The following is a 15383-nucleotide window of genomic DNA, read 5'->3' as shown; positions in this document are numbered from 1 at the left end:
TGCATAAGCGCTGGAGGCAAAAAACGCTTATTAAATCGCCTGCGGATCCACGTCCACCAGCCAGCGTACCAGCCCCTTGTGCCGCGGGCGCTCGGCGTGCAGCAGGGCCTGCCAGGCGGCCAGGAAGTGCTGCAGGGCCGCGCGCGAGGGGCTTTCCAGCAGCATCTGCGCGCGCTCCACGCCGGCCACGCGCTGGATGGTCAGCGGCACGGGCGGGAACAAAAAGACCTGCTCCAGCCCCTGCAGCTGCGCCACGCGGGCCGCCTCGGCCGCGGCGGTGAGAAAGCCCTGGGCGGCCTCCTGCGTGCGCGCGTCGGCGCGCACCAGTGCCTGGTAGGCGAAGGGCGGCATGCCGGCATCCGCCCGCTCGGCCAGCTGCTGGGCGGCAAAGGCCGGCCAGTCGTGGCGGCGCAGGGCGGCGTAGACGGGGTGTTCGGGGTGCCAGGTCTGTATCCACATCTCCGCGCCCTGGCCCTGGGCGGCGACGTAGCGCGCGTCGCGCCCGGCCCGGCCGGCGGCCTGCATCAGCAGGGCAAACAGCCGCTCGGGGGCGCGGAAGTCGCTGCTGAACAGGGCGCCGTCCGGCTGCACGGCCGCTACCAGGGTGATGCGGCGAAAGTCGTGGCCCTTGGCGATCATCTGCGTGCCCACCAGCACGTCCACCTCGCCGGCATGCACCTGGGCCAGCTGCTCCTCCAGCGCACCCTTGGCGCGGGTGGTGTCGGCGTCGATGCGGCCCACGCGCACGGCGCGGCCGGCGGGCTCGACGATCACGTTGCGCAGCAGGGCGGCCAGCTGCTCCTCCAGCTGCTCGGTGCCCCGGCCGATGGGGGCGATGTCCAGGTTGCCGCAGGCCGGGCAGGCGCGCGGCACGCGGCTGGCCGCGCCGCAGTGGTGGCAGCGCAGCGTGCGGTCGATCTTGTGGAACACCTGGTGGGCGCTGCAGTGCGGGCAGTCGCTCTTCCAGCCGCAGGCGTGGCAGTGCAGCACCGGGGCGAAGCCGCGCCGGTTGAGCAGCACCAGGCACTGCTCGCCGCGCTGCACGCGCTCGGTGATGGCGGCCAGCAGCGGCGGCGAGAACACGGCGCCGCGCGGCTGCTGGCCCATGTCCACCACGCACACGCGCGGCAGCTGGCCGGCGCCGATGCGGCTGGGCATGTACAGGCGCTGGTAGCGCCCGCCGCGCGGGTCGTCCGCCGAGGGCGGCCGGCTGGCGTGCCAGCTCTCCAGCGACGGCGTGGCGCTGCCCAGGATGACGCGCGCGCCCTGCTCGCGCCCGCGCCACAGCGCCAGGTCGCGGGCGTTGTAGCGCGCGCCCTCCTGCTGCTTGTAGCTGGGGTCGTGCTCTTCGTCGACGACGATGATGGCCAGCCGCGGCAGGCTGGCGAACACCGCCATGCGCGTGCCCAGCACGATGCGCGCGGCGCCGGTGTGGGCGGCCAGCCAGCTCTTCAGGCGCTGCGCCGGTGTCATGCCGCTGTGCATGGCGACCACGGCCGCGTCGCCGTACAGCGGCGCGAAGCGCTGGCGCACGCGCGACTCCAGCTGGGGCGTGAGGTTGATCTCCGGCACCATGACCAGGGCCTGCGCCTGCGGGTCGGTGGCCAGCGCCTGGGCCACGCACTGCAGGTAGACCTCGGTCTTGCCGCTGCCCGTGCTGCCGAACAGCAGGAAGGGGCCGGGTTGGGCATGAATTTCGGCCACGGCGCTTGCCTGTTCTGCGCTGAGCGCTACGCTTTCCGTAGCACCTGGCTGGTGTGCCGGCGCCGGCGCGCGGCGCAGCCGGCGTGCCAGCTGCTGCGGCCCCAGGTCGCGCAGCTGCGGCGGCAGGGCGGCCAGGGCCACCTCGCCCACGGCGCGCTGGTAGTAGCGCGCGGCAAAGGCCACCAGCCGGCGCCAGGCCGGCGCCAGCGGGTCGATGTCCTCCAGCACCCCGGCCACGGCGCGGGGCTGCACGCCGGGCGGCAGGGGCGCGGCCTGCTCCGGCGCGTCCCACACCACGCCCAGCACCTCGCGCGCGCCCAGGGGCACGCGCACCAGCGTGCCGGGCGCCAGGGGGGCGCTGCTGGCGTAGCTCAGCGGCTCGCCCACGCTGCTGTGGGCGGGCGTACTGACGGCCACGGGCACCAGGTAGGGAGCGTCGTCGGGCGGAGGCGGGGAGGAGGACAAGACGGGAACGTGAATCGGCGGCGCCGTGTGCGAAGCCTGCATTGTGCCGGCTGCCACGCCGGCGCCGCGCCTGCTTGTGGATAACTTTGTGGAAAGCAGGCCGTCAAACGCCTGCAGGCCTTGTGGGGCGGGCATTGCGTGCTATGGCGAAGCGCCTGCAAGCGCGTAAAAACGCCAATGAAATCAAAGAGCTATGTTGCGGTGCAAAAAAATCCCCGGGGCTGCCTCTGCAAGGCTGCACGAGCCGCCCGCTCCGCTAAACATGTGAACAAGTGCGCTGTCAAGGGCTTTTGGTCGACTCTTTTTATGTTAGGCCCCCCGAGCCAAATCCGGAAAACGCATGCACATCCGGCGACAAGTGCTTGATTTTGCAAGTGTTTGCACAGAAGTTCAGATTATCTGTGGATAACTTTGTTGATAGCTGCGGGGCGAGGCCCGCAAACCCTTGTCAGGCCGTGCTTTGCTTAGGCTGCACAGGAAAAAGGCAGGCCGGGGAAGGCATTGCAAATCAAGGACTTAGCGCTGCTTCGGACAGAGTTCCCACGGCTGAGCAGAAATCTGTCACCTCCCGTGTCGGGCCGGCCCGCGCCGGCCCTGGTGTGCATAACTGGCGTTACGCGTGGCGCATGGCACGCGAATGGCCGTGCACTGCCTCGACCAGTGCCGTGACGTGCTCCGGCGGGGTGAACTGGCTGATGCCGTGCCCCAGGTTGAAGATGTGCGTGGGACCGGTGGTGGCCGGGTCGGTGTGGGGCTTGCCGAAACTGTCCAGCACCGCCCGCGCCTCGCGCGCCACCGCCTCGGGCGGGGCAAAGAGCACGTTCGGGTCCAGGTTGCCCTGCAGCGCCTTGCCGGGGCCGCCAGCCTGGCCGCCCACGGCAGCGCGGGCGCGCCCCAGGTTGGCCGTCCAGTCCAGGCCCAGCACCTCGCAGTCGAGCTGGCCCATGTCCTCCAGCCAGATGCCGCCGCCCTTGGTGAAGACGATGCGCGGCACGTCCTGACCGTCCACGCCGGTGCGCTTGAGCTGCGCCAGCACGCGCCGGGTGTAGGCCAGGCTGAACTGCTGGAAGCACCCGTCGGCCAGCACGCCGCCCCAGCTGTCGAAGACCATCACCGCCTGGGCACCGGCATCGACCTGCGCGTTCAGGTATTGCGCCACGGCATCGGCGTTCACGGCCAGGATGCGGTGCATCAGGTCCGGGCGGGCGTACATCAGGCTCTTGACGTGGCGGTAGTCGTCCGAGCCCCGGCCTTCGACCATGTAGCAGGCCAGCGTCCAGGGGCTGCCGGAAAAGCCGATCAGCGGCACGCGGCCGTTGAGTGCCCGGCGGATGCTGGTGACGGCGTCGAACACGTAGCGCAGCTTGTCCATGTCGGGCACGGCCAGCTGAGCCACGTCGGCCTCGGTGCACACCGTCCGGGCGAAGCGCGGGCCTTCGCCTTCGGCGAAGCTCAATCCCAGGCCCATGGCGTCGGGCACGGTGAGGATGTCGGAAAACAGGATGGCAGCGTCCAGCGCGAAACGCTCCAGGGGCTGCAACGTGACTTCCGTGGCGTAGTCGACGTTGGTCGCCAGCCCCATGAAGCTGCCGGCCCGGGCGCGCGTGGCCTTGTACTCCGGCAGGTAGCGCCCGGCCTGGCGCATCAGCCACAGCGGGGTGTAGTCGGTGGCCTGGCGGCGGCAGGCGCGCAGGAAGGTGTCGTTCGTCAGGGGCGCGAAGGAAGAGCTGGAAGTCGTCATGGCCCGGGATTGTCGCAGCGGCCCTGTGCTCGCCGCCATGCAAGCCCTTGACCGGCGTCAATCAATAGACGACGACCCGGTCGCCCACCTTGACCTGCTCGTACAGCCACTTGGCCACCTGGTAGTCGCGCAGCTGGCTGCAGCCGTGCGAGCCGCCGCCGTAGCCCTTGTCGGCGAAGTCCTGCGAAAAATGGATGGCCACGTTGCCCTGGTAGAACATGGCATAGGGCATGGGCGTGCGCTCGCCGAAGATTTTCGACACCGTCTCGTGGTTCATGTACCAGATGCGGAATTCGCCCTCGGGGCTGTCCCAGCCCGGCATGGCAAAGCGTGCCTCGCGCGTGAAGCGCACGCGGCCGTCCTCCACATAGGACATCTTCTTTTGCTGCTTGGAGATGCACACCACCCGCCCGGTGGCGCACCTGGCGTGCAGCTCCTGCGTCAGGCTGCTTTGCGGCGGTGCGTCGAACAGCTCGGCGTAGCGCGGCAGGCGGGTGCGGCGGATCAGGGGCGTCCAGGCGCGCTCGTCCATGACCTCGCTGGCCGGCAGGCCGATGCGCGTGCGCCAGGCGGCGATGGCCTGGCGCGTGGCGTCGTCGAAGGCGCCGTCCAGCGCCCCCTGGTACAGCCCGGCCTGCTTCAGCCGGTGCTGCAGCTCCCTCATGAAGCCCGGCTCGGCGGGTGCGACGAACCAGGGGCCGATGTCGGTGTTGTTCAGCTCGGCCTGCGTAGGCGCGCGCGAGCGCGCGGCCAGCGCTGCCCAGGTGGCCTGGTCCACCACGCCGGTGGCGGGCAGGCCGCTGTCTCCTTGCAGCTTGCGCACGGCCTCGCGCGTGAGCATGCCGAATCGGTCCTCCACGTCCAGCACCGCGAGGTATTTGGCCTGGCGCAGGCGCACCTGCAGCTCGCGCACCTGGGGCGACTGCATCTTGAAGCGCAGCTGCTGCGCCAGCGGCGCACCGTTGCCGGTGGACGGCGCGGCCAGCAGCGGCAGGGCGAGCAGCGCGGCAGCGCAGGCGAGGAGGGAGCGGGGGAGAAGGCGGCGGGTCATGATCGTCGGTGCAAACCTGCACCGAAGTGTGCCAGCGCGCCTGCGATACAGCGCCGCGTGGGGTTGCTGACCGCCCAGTCGCACGCACGACAGCGGCGCCGGCGGCGTGCGCTATCGTGGGCCGATGGACACGCCGCGCCCCGAACACCTGCAGCCCACCCCGGCCATCGATGCCGACCACCCCGCCGTGCGCGATTTCGCGCAGCGGCACGCCCAGGGCGACGGCGCCCGCGCGCAGGCCGTGGCCCTGTACCTGGCGGTGCGCGACGGCCTGCGCTACGACCCCTACCGCATCGACCTGAGCACGCGCGGCATGTCCGCCAGCCAGGCGCTGGCCCAGGGCTACGGCTGGTGCGTGCCCAAGGCGGTGCTGCTGGCCGCCGCCGCCCGGGCCGCCGGCATCCCCGCGCGGCTGGGCTTTGCCGATGTGCGCAACCACCTGAGCACCGAGCGCATGCGCCGCGTCATACAGACCGACGTCTTCTACTGGCACGGCTACACCGAGCTGTGGCTGGAGGGCCGCTGGGTCAAGGCCACGCCGGCCTTCAACGTGGAGCTGTGCCAGCGCTTCGGCCTGCTGCCGCTGGAGTTCGACGGCCGGCAGGACTCCATCTACCACCCCTACGACCGCGCCGGCCAGCGCCACATGGAATACGTGCACCAGCGCGGCAGCTTCGACGACCTGCCGCTGGCCGACATCGCCGCGGACTTCGCCCGCCTGTACCCCGGCCTCATGGACCAGGCCCAGCTGGCGGGCGCCGATTTCACCGCCGAAGTGCGCCAGGAGACCCAGGCATGACCGCCCCCGCCATTCCGCCCGGTTTCGAGGCCTTCGAGGCCGGCGGCCCCTTCATGCAGGCCAACGGCCCCTTGTACGTGCGCCGGGGCGGGGCGCAGCTGCGCTTTGGCCTGCGCGTGGAGCAGCGCCACTGCAACCCCATGGGCATCCTGCACGGCGGGATGATGGCCAGCCTTTGCGACATGCTGCTGCCCATGGCGGTGCTGGGCCAGCCGGGGCCGGTTAAGGGCCGCTTCCTGCCCACCATCAGCCTGCAGATCGACTACCTGGCCCCCTCGCCGCTGGGCTGCTGGCTGGAGGGCACGGCCGAGCTGCTGCGCGCCACGCGCTCGCTGGTGTTCGCCCAGGGCCTGGTCAGCGCCGACGGCACGCCCTGCGCGCGCGTGAGCGGCGTGTTCAAGATCGGGCCGGAGTTCTCCGACAGCTTCAAGGGCTGACCGGCAGGCGCGGATTCAAGCGCGCGACCTCAGCCACAAAGCAGCCGCACCACCTCGCTGCAGCGCATGCCCGGCCGCACGCCCAGGGCGCGCGCCAGCGCGTTGGCGTGGCGGATCACGCCGTCTTCCAGCGTGCTGCGTGCCTCGCCGATGCGGGCGCTGTCGTGGCCGACCAGGGCGGCGGCCAGGCGCTGGGCCTGCAGCAGATGCAGCGCCGCGATGCCGGCATCGTCCCGGCCCACGCCGGCATCGTTGAACACCGACAGCAGCGGCCGGGCGGCGATCGCGTACTGCGCGGCGCTGTGCCCGCCGTGAGAGCCGCTCACGGCCACGCAGCCGGCGTCGCCGGGGCGCAGCTCGGTGATGGAGTCGACGACGCGCAGGGGCGCCGCCGCGGGGCGGCCCGTCACAGCGCGGCCAGCGCCTGGCGCAGCTCGCGCCGGCCCAGGATCTCGCTGAACACCACCGGCGCGCGGCCCGGGGCGTGCAGCACGTACACCGGCACGCCGCTGCGGCCCAGCTCGCCGAGGGCGGCGGTGATGGCCGGGTCGCGCCGCGTCCAGTCGGCGCGCAGCAGCGTCACGCCCTTGGCGGCGAAGTCCTGCAGCACGGCCTCGTCGGACAGCGTGGTCTGCTTGTTGTACTGGCAGGTCACGCACCAGGCGGCGGTGTAGTCCACGAAGACCGGGCGGCCGCTGGCCACGATCTGCGCCGGCAGCTCAGGGGCCCAGGGCTGCCAGGTGCCGTCGGCCTGCGCCGCAGCGGCGGCAACGGGCAGGGGTTGGATTTCAACGAGTTTTGGGGCCCAAACCCATGCTGCGCAAGCGCCGGCAGCTATCGAAAGAGGAGCGAGCACGGCCCGCGTGCGCCCGCGCAGCGTCAGCGTCCACACGGCCAGCGCCAGCAGCACCAGCAGGATCAGCAGCGCCGCCGCCCCGTCGATGCCCACCTGCTGGCCCAGCACCCAGGTCAGCCAGACCACGGTGGCGAACATGGGGAAGGCCAGCAGCCGGCGCAGCGTATCCATCCACGCGCCCGGGCGCGGCAGGGCGCGTGCCACGGCCGGCAGCCAGGCAGCCAGCACGTAGGGCAGGGCCAGGCCCACGCCCAAAGCGGCGAAGATGGTCAGCGCCTGCGCCGCCGGCAGCGTGGCCGTCAGGCCCAGGGAGGCGCCCATGAAGGGCGCCGTGCAGGGCGAGGCCACGGCCACGGCCAGCACGCCGGTCAGGAAGGCGTCGGCTACCGGGTGGCGCGCCTGCAGGCTGGCCAGCGAAGACGGCAGCATGCGGCCGAACTCGAAGACGCCGGCCAGGTTCAGCCCGATCAGCGTGAACAGCGCCGCCAGGCCGGCCACCACGGCCGGGGACTGCAGCTGAAAGCCCCAGCCCACGGCCTCGCCGGCGGCGCGCAGGGCCAGCATCAGCGCACCCAGCAGCGAAAACGACAGCACCACGCCGGCGGCGTAGGCCAGGCCGCCCAGGCGCTGCGCGCGCAGGTCCTGCCCATGGCGGGCAAAGCCGGACACCTTGATGGCCAGCACGGGAAAGACGCAGGGCATCAGGTTCAGCAGCAGCCCGCCCAGCAGCGCTCCGGCCAGCGCCGCCAGCCAGGTGGGCAGCGGCGCGGCCGTCACGCCGGCGCCCGCTGGCGCCGCCGGGGCGTTTTGGGCATTGGCCGCCAGCGCCGCGGCCAGGGCCGGCGAGACGGTGGCCAGTGCCGCCGCGGGTGGCCAGCCGCCCTCGACGGGCAGCGCCAGCTGCACGCCGGCGCCGCCCTCGGTCAGCACCAGGGGCAGGGGCTCGGGGCCCTCGCTGCGCTGGGGCGACAGGGGCACGCTGGCCGTCCACACGCCGCCGTCCTGCCACTGCTGGGCGGGGCTGGCGGCGGTCTGCACCACGCCGGGGGTTTCGGGGAACACGCCCAGCTCGCGCCCCTGCCAGGCGGCGGGCAGGCCGGCCACGCGCAGCAGCAGGGCGCCGTCCTGCACCCGGGCGCTGCTGCCGTCGGCCGGCTGCAGCGGGCGCGGATGGGCCTCGGCCGCGGCCTGGAAGGCGGCGGCGTGCAGCGCCGTCGTGCCCTGGAGGGGCACCTGTAGGGTGAAGCGGCCTTCCTCGGGGATGCATTCCTGGCGGCACACCAGCCAGGAGGCGTGCAGCTGGAAGGTGGCCTCGGTGGCCAGCGGGTCGGCGCGCCAGCCGGGCGGCACCGTGACCGCCACGGGCAGCAGCACCTGGCCGTCGTAGCCGTAGTTGGCCAGGTTGCCGATGGGGAACTTGCGCGGCGCCGGCCAGGCGATCTCGCTGGCGTCCAGGCCGGCAGGCAGCTGCCAGTCCAGTTGCGTGGGCAGGCCCGAGTCGCCGGGGTTCTTCCAGTAGGTGTGCCAATCGGGCTGGTGGGCGATGAGCAGGCCCAGCTGCAGCGGCTGGCCCGGCGCGATGCCCTGGGGCGCATGGGCCACCAGCTCGGCCCTGACGTAGGGCGTGGTCACCACGCTGGCGCCGGCACTGCCCGAGGACTTTAAGAGAAATTGGGCTCCAGCGCCCGTGGATAAAGCGCTGGCAGCTATGAAAAACAGAGCGCCTAGCAGGCGCCGGGGAAGGCAGTGGAACATGGCAGGGATGGGAGCGGCGGGGAGGGGCTTTGGTTCCTGGGCGGCCCTCAGGCCATGCCCAGCACCACGCGCCGCGCCATGGCGCCCTTCTTCTCGATCTTGGTCACCACCACCGCGCCGATCTCGCCCGTGCGCGCCACGTGCGTGCCGCCGCAGGGCTGCAGGTCGATCTGCGTGCCGGGGCCGCCCACGCGCACGGTGCGCACCACGCCCGTGCCGCGCGGGGGCTGCACGCTCATGCTTTTGACGAGCTGCGGGCTGGCGTCCAGTTCGGCGTCGGTGATCTCGCCGATGGCCACGGGCAGGTCCTCGGCCACCAGGCGCGCGATCGCGGCGGTGAGCGCGTCCTTGTCCAGCGCGCCGTCCATGTGGAAGTCCAATCGCGCGTATTCGGGGGTGATGGAGCAGCCGTTCACCGGCTGCGCGACCACATGGCACAGCAGGTGGGTGGTGGTATGAAAGCGCATGAGCCGGTGGCGGCGCTCCCAGTCGATGCGCGCGGTCACCTCGTCGCCCACCGCCAGGCCCAGGCTCTGGCCGGGAGCGGGCAGGTGCACGATGTCCGCCGTCGGGCGGCCCTCGGCGTCCTGGCCCTTGCGGGTGTCGGCGATGGCCAGCAGGCTGCCGTCGGCGCGCACCAGCGTGCCGGCGTCGCCTGCCTGGCCGCCGCCCAGCGGGTAGAACACGGTGCGGTCCAGCACCACGCCGCCCTGCGGCGTCAGGGCGGTCACGCGGGCGCTGCACTCGCGCAGGTAGCCGTCTTGGCGAAAGAGATCCTGGGTCATGGTGGCGGCAATGGTAGTGCCGCGTCGTTCACACCTGCGGCAGCCAGCGCAGCCACCACGGGCTGCGCGCTGCCGGGCGGCTCGTGCGGGCGCCGAAGGCCAGCAGCAGCGCCTGCAGCGCCTCGCTGCGGACCTGGCGCGCGGCCTGCAGCGGGGTGACGCTGCCCAGTTCCGCGGGGAGGTTCGGGTCGGCGCCGTGCTCCAGCAGGGCGCGGGCGACCGCCTCGTGGCGGTGCAGCACGCTGATGAACAGGGCGGATTGCATCACCTCCGGATGCTGGTAGTCGACATCCACACCGTTGCGCAGGTGGTAGCGCACGCAATGCAGATCACCGCGCTCGGCGGCGGCGTAAAAGTCTTTCCAGTCCCCTCCGGCACCAGCCATGCGCGTCTCCAGGTCGGTTTCTTGGTGCTATGACTGTAAGAGCAACCTCGGGCTCGGGGCGACAGGGTTTGCCTGCGGCGGGCCGGGGCCGACGCGCTCCCATGCGTGTGGCCGTGCCCAGGCGGGTCCGCGGGCCGGCGTCTATCATGCCCGGCTCCAGCGCTCCAACGCTCTATCCACCCATGCACGGCACGCCGCTCCTTCACCGCTTGCGCCTGATGGCCCGCGCCCTGGCGGGCCGGGTGGCGCTGGCGTGGTTCGCGCTGTCGCTGGCTGTGGCCATCGCCTCGCCCCTGGCCCAGCCGCAGGCGGCGGCCGCCGGGTCGCTGGATATGGTCTGCACCAGCGCCGGCATGGTGGAGCTGGCGGTGGCCGATGCCGGCGGGGTGCCCCGCACGGCCAGCGCGGCCCATCTGGACTGTCCCCTGTGCCTGCCGCTGGCCGCGCCCTTGCCGCCCGCGCCGCACGGCGCGCCCCCGCCGCGCCCCGTGGTGTCGCGGGTGCTGCGGCCGGCCCCGACCGCGCCCATCGCCATCACCACGGCGGCGCCGCTGGCCGCGCGCGGCCCGCCAGCGGCCGCCTGACGCCGCTTCGCGTGCCCCGGGCACGCCTTTCCTGATCCTCGCGCCCTCACCGCTTCCTGCTTCGGAGCGGGCGCGCGGCGCATGGCGCCGCCTTCTTTTTTTCGTACGAGATTTCCATGAACCGCATCCACCTCTCCCTCCAGCTCCTGGCGTCCCTGTGCCTGGCCGCACCGGGCGCCGTGGCCCATGTCGGCCTGCCTGCGGGCGGCGCCCCCGCGGGCAGCAGCTACGACGCCACCTTCACCGTCGGCCACGCCTGCCAGGGCGCGCAGGCCACCACGGCGCTGGCCGTGCAGCTGCCGGCCGGCTTTCGCATCACCGAAGCCGTGCCGCGCCCCGGCTGGACGCTGACCGCGCCCCCGGCCGGCAGCCAGGGCGGCGAGGTGCGCTGGACGGCGGCGTCCGCCGCCAGCGCGCTGCGCGGCCATGACAAGGGGGCCTTCACCGTGCGCGGCGTGCTGCCCGCCACACCGGGCGTGCTCTACATCCCCGTGCACCAGGTGTGCGACGTGGGCGAGGTGCGCTGGGACCAGGTGCCCGCCGCCGGCGACACGGCCAAGCTGGCCCGACCCGCCGCCCGCCTGGAGGTGCTGGCGGCCGGCACCGCCGCCGTGGACGTGAAGAACCCGTGGGTGCGCGCCACCGTCGCCGGCCAGGGCGGCACCGGCGCCTTCATGACGCTGCAGGCCCCGGCCGGCGCGCGGTTGGTGGGGGTTTCATCCCCCGTTGCCGGCGTGGCTGAAGTACACGAGATGAAGATGGACGGCGGCACCATGCGCATGCGCCCCATCGCCGGGCTGGACCTGCCGCCCGGCCAGAGCGTGCAGCTGGCGCCCGGCGGCTACCACGTCATGCTGATGGATTTGAAGGAGCCCCTGGCCGCCGGCCGCAGCATCCCGCTGACCCTGCGTTTCGAGGACGCCGCCGGCGCCCGCACCGAGCGCACGCTGCAGGCCGAGGTGCGCCAGGTAGCGCCGGGCGGCGCGCATGCGCCGGCGCACCAGCACTAGCCAGAGCCGCCTGTCTCAGGCAGGCACCGGCCGGGGCACCTGGTGCGGCACGTCGCCGGCCGTGGCGCACACCGGTGCGGGCGGCAGGCCGCCCACTTCGGCGGGCGTGGCCAGTTCTTCCTCCTCGCCCGGCGCCAGCAGCCGGGCGCGGCGCCATCGGCCCCAGCGGTAATAGGCCATGGTCATGGCCATGGCGACCAGGGCGCTGGCCGGGAAGCTCCACCAGATGGCGTCTGTGCCTAGCCGGTCCTGCAGGCCCCAGGCCAGCGGCACGCGAACGCCCCACAGGGCTACGGCCAGAATGGCCAGGGGCGCCAGCACGGCGCCTGTGGCCCGCACCACGCCCGTGAGCACGAAGCTCACTCCGAAGAACAGGAACGACCACAGCGCGATGACGTTCAGGTGGCGTGCGATCTCCAGCGCCTGGCTGCCCGCAGGCAGGAACAGCGCCAGCACCGGGCGCTGGGCCGCCAGCACCACGCCGACCAGCGCGCCGGTGAGCAGGAAGTTGAAGCCCACCCCCCAACGTGCCACGTCCGCCACCCGGTCCCAGCGCTGTGCACCCACGTTCTGCGCCGCCATGGACGAGCAGGCCGCGCCGATGGCCATGGCCGGCATCTGCACGTAGGTCCACAGCTGCAGCGCCGCGCCATAGGCCGAAGCGGTGGCCACGCCATGGGCATTGACCAAGCCCAGCATCATCAGCATGGACACCGAGATCAGCACCATCTGCGCCCCCATGGGCAGGCCCTTGGCCAACAGCGTGCGCACGATGGCCCGGCGCGGCACGAACAGCCGCCAGTCCGTGCGGGCGATCCACAGCGGATGGTGGCGCCAGCGCAGCCAGCCCAGCAGCGCGGCCAGCGCCAACGCGTTGGCCACGCCCGTGGACAGGCCCGATCCGGCGATACCCATCTGCGGGAAGGGCCCGATGCCGAAGATGAGCAGCGGGTTGAGCACCACGTCCAGCGCCACGGCCAGCAGCAGGAACAAAAACGGCGTGCGTGCGTCGCCCGCGCCGCGCAGCACCGCCGAGACGAAGGTGAACAGGTACAGGAACGGAATCGACAGGAACAGCATGCGCAGGTAGCTCTCCGCCAGCGGCAGCGCCTCGGCCGGCGTGCCCATGGCCGCCAGGATGTGACGCGACAGCGGCATGCCCACGGCGGCGATCAGCAGCGCCGCGGCGCCGAAGAAGGTGGCGCTGGTGCCCATGACGCAGCGCGCCTGGCGCAGGTCGTGCGCGCCCACGGCCTGCGCCACCAGGATGGTCGCCGCCATGCCGATGCCGAAGACCGCGCCGATCAGCAGGAACAGGATGTTGTTGGCGTTGGCCGTGGCGGTCAGTGCCGCCTCGCCCAGATGTCCGCCGACCCAGTAGGCGTTGACCGAGCCGTTGAGCGACTGCAGCACGTTGCCGCCCAGGATGGGCAGGGCAAAGCGCAGCAGGGTGGGAGCGATGGCGCCGTGCGTGAGGTCGCGCGTGCCGGTGGCACCACGGGCGACGGAAGCGGGAGAGCTGGGCATCGCGCGATGCTGGCGGCAGGCCGTGGCCCCGGCTGTCGGCAGATGCCGACCACCGATGGCGGGCAGCGGGCAGGTTTGCCATCGGCCAGGCCCGTGCCGCCTAACATCCACCCCATGCCATACCCCTCACGCTTTTGGTCCGACCTGTCCACGCATGACTTTTCCGAGGCCATGGTCTCGGGCCTGGCGGCGCGAACGGTGGCGGTGCTGCCCGTGGCCGCCGTCGAGCAGCACGGCCCGCACCTGCCGCTGCATGTGGACGCCACGCTGCTGCAGGGCGTGATCGGCGCGGCGCTGCCGCTGTTGCCGCACGAGCTGCCGGTGCTGCTGCTGCCGCCGCAGAACATCGGCCTGTCCACCGAGCACCTGGCCTATCCTGGCACGCTTACGCTGGCACCGGCCACGCTGCTGGCGCTGTGGACGGAACTGGGCGAATGCGTGGCGCGCGCCGGCGTGCAGAAGCTGCTGCTGCTCAACGGCCATGGCGGCAACGTGGCGCCCATGGACATCGCGGCGCGCGAGCTGCGCCAGCGCTGCGGCCTGCTGGTCTACAGCAGCAGCTGGTTCAGCCTGCCGCTGCCCGATGCCGTGCAGGGGCTGTTCAGCGCCGAGGAGCTCCGCTTCGGCATCCACGGCGGGGAGATCGAGACTTCGATGATGCTGCACCTGGCGCCCCAGGCGGTTCGTATGGAGCGTGCGGACCAGTGGCGCTCGTCCTCGCAGGACCGGGCCGAGCGCTTGGCCCTGCTGGGCAACGGCCGCAGCGCCAAGATGGGCTGGGCCATGCAGGACTACCACCCGAGCGGCGCCGTGGGCAACGCCGCCGCGGCCACCGCGGATAAGGGCCGGGCGGTGGTGGAGGCGGCAGGACAGGCGCTGGCGCAGATGCTGCAGGAGCTGTGCGCGCTGCCGTGGCCGGCGCAGGGCTAGAAGATCAGGCGTGGGCCTCGTCGTCCAGGCCGCCGTCCTCCAGGTGCTGGGTGTCGGCCCAGCCGACCAGCGACAGGCCGCCGGGTGTCCACAACAGGCGGTTGATGGCGGCGTTGGCCAGCTGCCAAGTGCGCGGGGCCTGCAGATCCAGCCGGGTGGCCAGGCGGTAGAGCACGTCCATCACCCCGCCATGGGCCACCAGCACCACCTGCTCGCCGCCGTGGCGCGCGGCCAGGCGGTGCACCGTCTCCTGCACGCGCTCGCGCAGGGCGGTCAGCGACTCGCCGCCGCCGGCGGGTGTGAAGTCGGGGTCGCGCTTGCGCCACAGCAGGGCGTGCTGCGGCGATTCCTTCTCGATCTGCGCAAAGGTGCGGCCCTCGAAGTCGCCAAAGCCGCGCTCGCGCAGGCCAGCATCGGCCGCCAGGGGCGCCCCGGTGGCCTGGGCGATGGCCTGGGCCGTGGCCCAGGCGCGTTGCAGGTCGCTGCTGTAGATGGCGGCCACGCTTTCGCCGGCCAGGGCGGCGGCCACGCGGCGGGCCTGGCGCTGGCCGGTGTCGTTCAGCGCGATGTCTTGGTGGCCCTGGATGCGGGTGTCCACGTTCCAGGGGGTTTCGCCATGGCGGATGGCGATGATGCGCGTGGCTTGCTGCTGCTCCATCGGCGGTCGGGCGGGACGTGCGGCGCGTTCAGCGCGGCGGCATGACTTCGGTGCGCACGCGGCGCTCGGTGGCGGGCGGGCGCGGAAAGCCACTGAGGGCCTGGTCGAACAGCACGCCGTAGATGGCCGGGTCGCTGGTCCAAACGTCCTCGTACACGGCCGAGGTCTCGTACACCACCTGCTGGCTGGCCGCGTCGCGCAGCACCAGCGTGACCTTGCGGTGGTACAGCGTGGGCGGGCCGTCCATCATCCAGCCCATGCCCAGCCCTACGCCCATGCCACGCCCGCCCCAGCCCAGGCCCCAGCCGAAGCGGCCGTAGAACGGGTCGGTGGCGTAGTACGGCCAGTCGCGCGGCACGGCATAGCCGCCCTCCGCGCCGATCTGCGCCACCAGGCTGGCGCGGGCCTCGTCGCGCTGCAGGCCGACGCGGGCCAGCGCGCGCACGGCCTCGGCCTCGATGGCGGCGAAGGCATCGGGCCGGGCCTGCTGCGAGGGCAGGCGCTCGATGCGGTAGGTGGGCGGGCTGGGCAGGGTGGCCAGGGTGGAGAAGCTGCGCACGTCGCTCTCGACGAGGCGCGGTCCGGCGCAGGCGGCCAGCAAGGCCGCGGCGCACAGCACCAGGGTGGTGGACAACAGGCGGCGCAGGTAGGACATGGCAGTGGCTCCTTGGCAATCCATGCTACGAACTGGGGCGA

15 protein-coding genes are annotated in these 15383 nt (G+C 72.6%); 5 read left to right on the top strand and 10 right to left on the bottom strand.

What is annotated here, in order from left to right; genetic code table 11:
• Positions 1-30: 30 nt before the first annotated feature.
• The 3 genes from priA to RT282_RS15620 all read right to left on the bottom strand — a co-directional run bounded on the left by priA (position 31) and on the right by RT282_RS15620 (position 4961).
• Entirely contained in the window at positions 31-2211 is a 2181-nt protein-coding gene (priA, locus tag RT282_RS15630; protein WP_313315782.1) for a primosomal protein N', read from the bottom strand.
• A gap of 571 nt (positions 2212-2782) precedes the next feature.
• Positions 2783-3910: a uroporphyrinogen decarboxylase gene (gene hemE / locus RT282_RS15625; protein ID WP_313315780.1), complete on the bottom strand. Its 1128-nt coding sequence runs from the start codon at positions 3908-3910 to the stop codon at positions 2783-2785.
• Between the two features lie 61 nt (positions 3911-3971).
• Positions 3972-4961 carry a peptidoglycan-binding protein gene (locus RT282_RS15620; protein WP_313315778.1) on the bottom strand — a complete coding sequence of 330 codons (990 nt, stop codon included), beginning with the start codon at positions 4959-4961 and terminating at the stop codon, positions 3972-3974.
• A gap of 124 nt (positions 4962-5085) precedes the next feature.
• On the opposite strand from RT282_RS15620, the gene RT282_RS15615 reads away from it, so the two are divergent.
• Both RT282_RS15615 and RT282_RS15610 read left to right on the top strand, forming a co-directional pair.
• The gene (locus RT282_RS15615) at positions 5086-5760 is read left to right on the top strand and encodes a transglutaminase family protein (protein ID WP_313315776.1); all 675 of its coding nucleotides are present in this window, start codon (positions 5086-5088) and stop codon (positions 5758-5760) included.
• Positions 5757-6197: a PaaI family thioesterase gene (locus RT282_RS15610; RefSeq protein ID WP_313315774.1), complete on the top strand. Its 441-nt coding sequence runs from the start codon at positions 5757-5759 to the stop codon at positions 6195-6197. The genes RT282_RS15615 and RT282_RS15610 overlap by 4 nt, the downstream gene beginning before the upstream one ends.
• Positions 6198-6226: 29 nt before the next feature.
• Here RT282_RS15610 and RT282_RS15605 read toward each other — a convergent pair whose 3' ends face one another.
• Genes RT282_RS15605 through RT282_RS15590 form a run of 4 tightly spaced genes read right to left on the bottom strand, consistent with a single transcriptional unit; the run spans position 6227 to position 9978 of the window.
• Positions 6227-6607, bottom strand: coding sequence for a hypothetical protein (locus RT282_RS15605; protein WP_313315772.1), 381 nt, complete (start codon positions 6605-6607; stop codon positions 6227-6229).
• A complete protein-coding gene (locus RT282_RS15600) occupies positions 6604-8808 on the bottom strand; it encodes a protein-disulfide reductase DsbD family protein (RefSeq protein WP_313315770.1) in 2205 nt (734 codons plus the stop codon). The genes RT282_RS15605 and RT282_RS15600 overlap by 4 nt, the downstream gene beginning before the upstream one ends.
• Before the next feature lie 47 nt (positions 8809-8855).
• Positions 8856-9593 (bottom strand): alanyl-tRNA editing protein, encoded by a 738-nt coding sequence (locus RT282_RS15595; protein ID WP_312759837.1) that lies wholly within the window; start codon positions 9591-9593, stop codon positions 8856-8858.
• A 28-nt stretch (positions 9594-9621) separates the two neighbouring features.
• Positions 9622-9978, bottom strand: coding sequence for an ankyrin repeat domain-containing protein (locus RT282_RS15590; RefSeq protein WP_313315768.1), 357 nt, complete (start codon positions 9976-9978; stop codon positions 9622-9624).
• A gap of 146 nt (positions 9979-10124) precedes the next feature.
• On the opposite strand from RT282_RS15590, the gene RT282_RS15585 reads away from it, so the two are divergent.
• On the top strand, positions 10125-10562 hold the full coding sequence (locus tag RT282_RS15585) for a hypothetical protein (RefSeq protein WP_313315766.1): 438 nt from the start codon (positions 10125-10127) through the stop codon (positions 10560-10562).
• A gap of 116 nt (positions 10563-10678) precedes the next feature.
• Positions 10679-11572 (top strand): copper chaperone PCu(A)C, encoded by an 894-nt coding sequence (locus RT282_RS15580; RefSeq protein ID WP_313315764.1) that lies wholly within the window; start codon positions 10679-10681, stop codon positions 11570-11572.
• A gap of 15 nt (positions 11573-11587) precedes the next feature.
• On the opposite strand, the gene RT282_RS15575 is transcribed toward RT282_RS15580, so the two are convergent.
• Positions 11588-13099 carry an MATE family efflux transporter gene (locus RT282_RS15575; RefSeq protein WP_313315762.1) on the bottom strand — a complete coding sequence of 504 codons (1512 nt, stop codon included), beginning with the start codon at positions 13097-13099 and terminating at the stop codon, positions 11588-11590.
• A 114-nt stretch (positions 13100-13213) separates the two neighbouring features.
• Here RT282_RS15575 and RT282_RS15570 point away from each other — a divergent pair, with 114 nt between their 5' ends.
• A complete protein-coding gene (locus RT282_RS15570; protein WP_313315760.1) occupies positions 13214-14029 on the top strand; it encodes a creatininase family protein in 816 nt (271 codons plus the stop codon).
• Between the two features lie 4 nt (positions 14030-14033).
• On the opposite strand, the gene RT282_RS15565 is transcribed toward RT282_RS15570, so the two are convergent.
• Positions 14034-14687 carry a histidine phosphatase family protein gene (locus RT282_RS15565; RefSeq protein WP_313315758.1) on the bottom strand — a complete coding sequence of 218 codons (654 nt, stop codon included), beginning with the start codon at positions 14685-14687 and terminating at the stop codon, positions 14034-14036.
• 28 nt (positions 14688-14715) lie between these two features.
• On the bottom strand, positions 14716-15342 hold the full coding sequence (locus RT282_RS15560; RefSeq protein WP_313315756.1) for a hypothetical protein: 627 nt from the start codon (positions 15340-15342) through the stop codon (positions 14716-14718).
• Positions 15343-15383: the final 41 nt, after the last annotated feature.

It is taken from the genome of Pulveribacter sp. (genome assembly GCF_032079985.1).
Lineage (GTDB): Bacteria > Pseudomonadota > Gammaproteobacteria > Burkholderiales > Burkholderiaceae_C > Melaminivora.
This window is presented reverse-complemented; position numbering and strand designations above follow the sequence as displayed.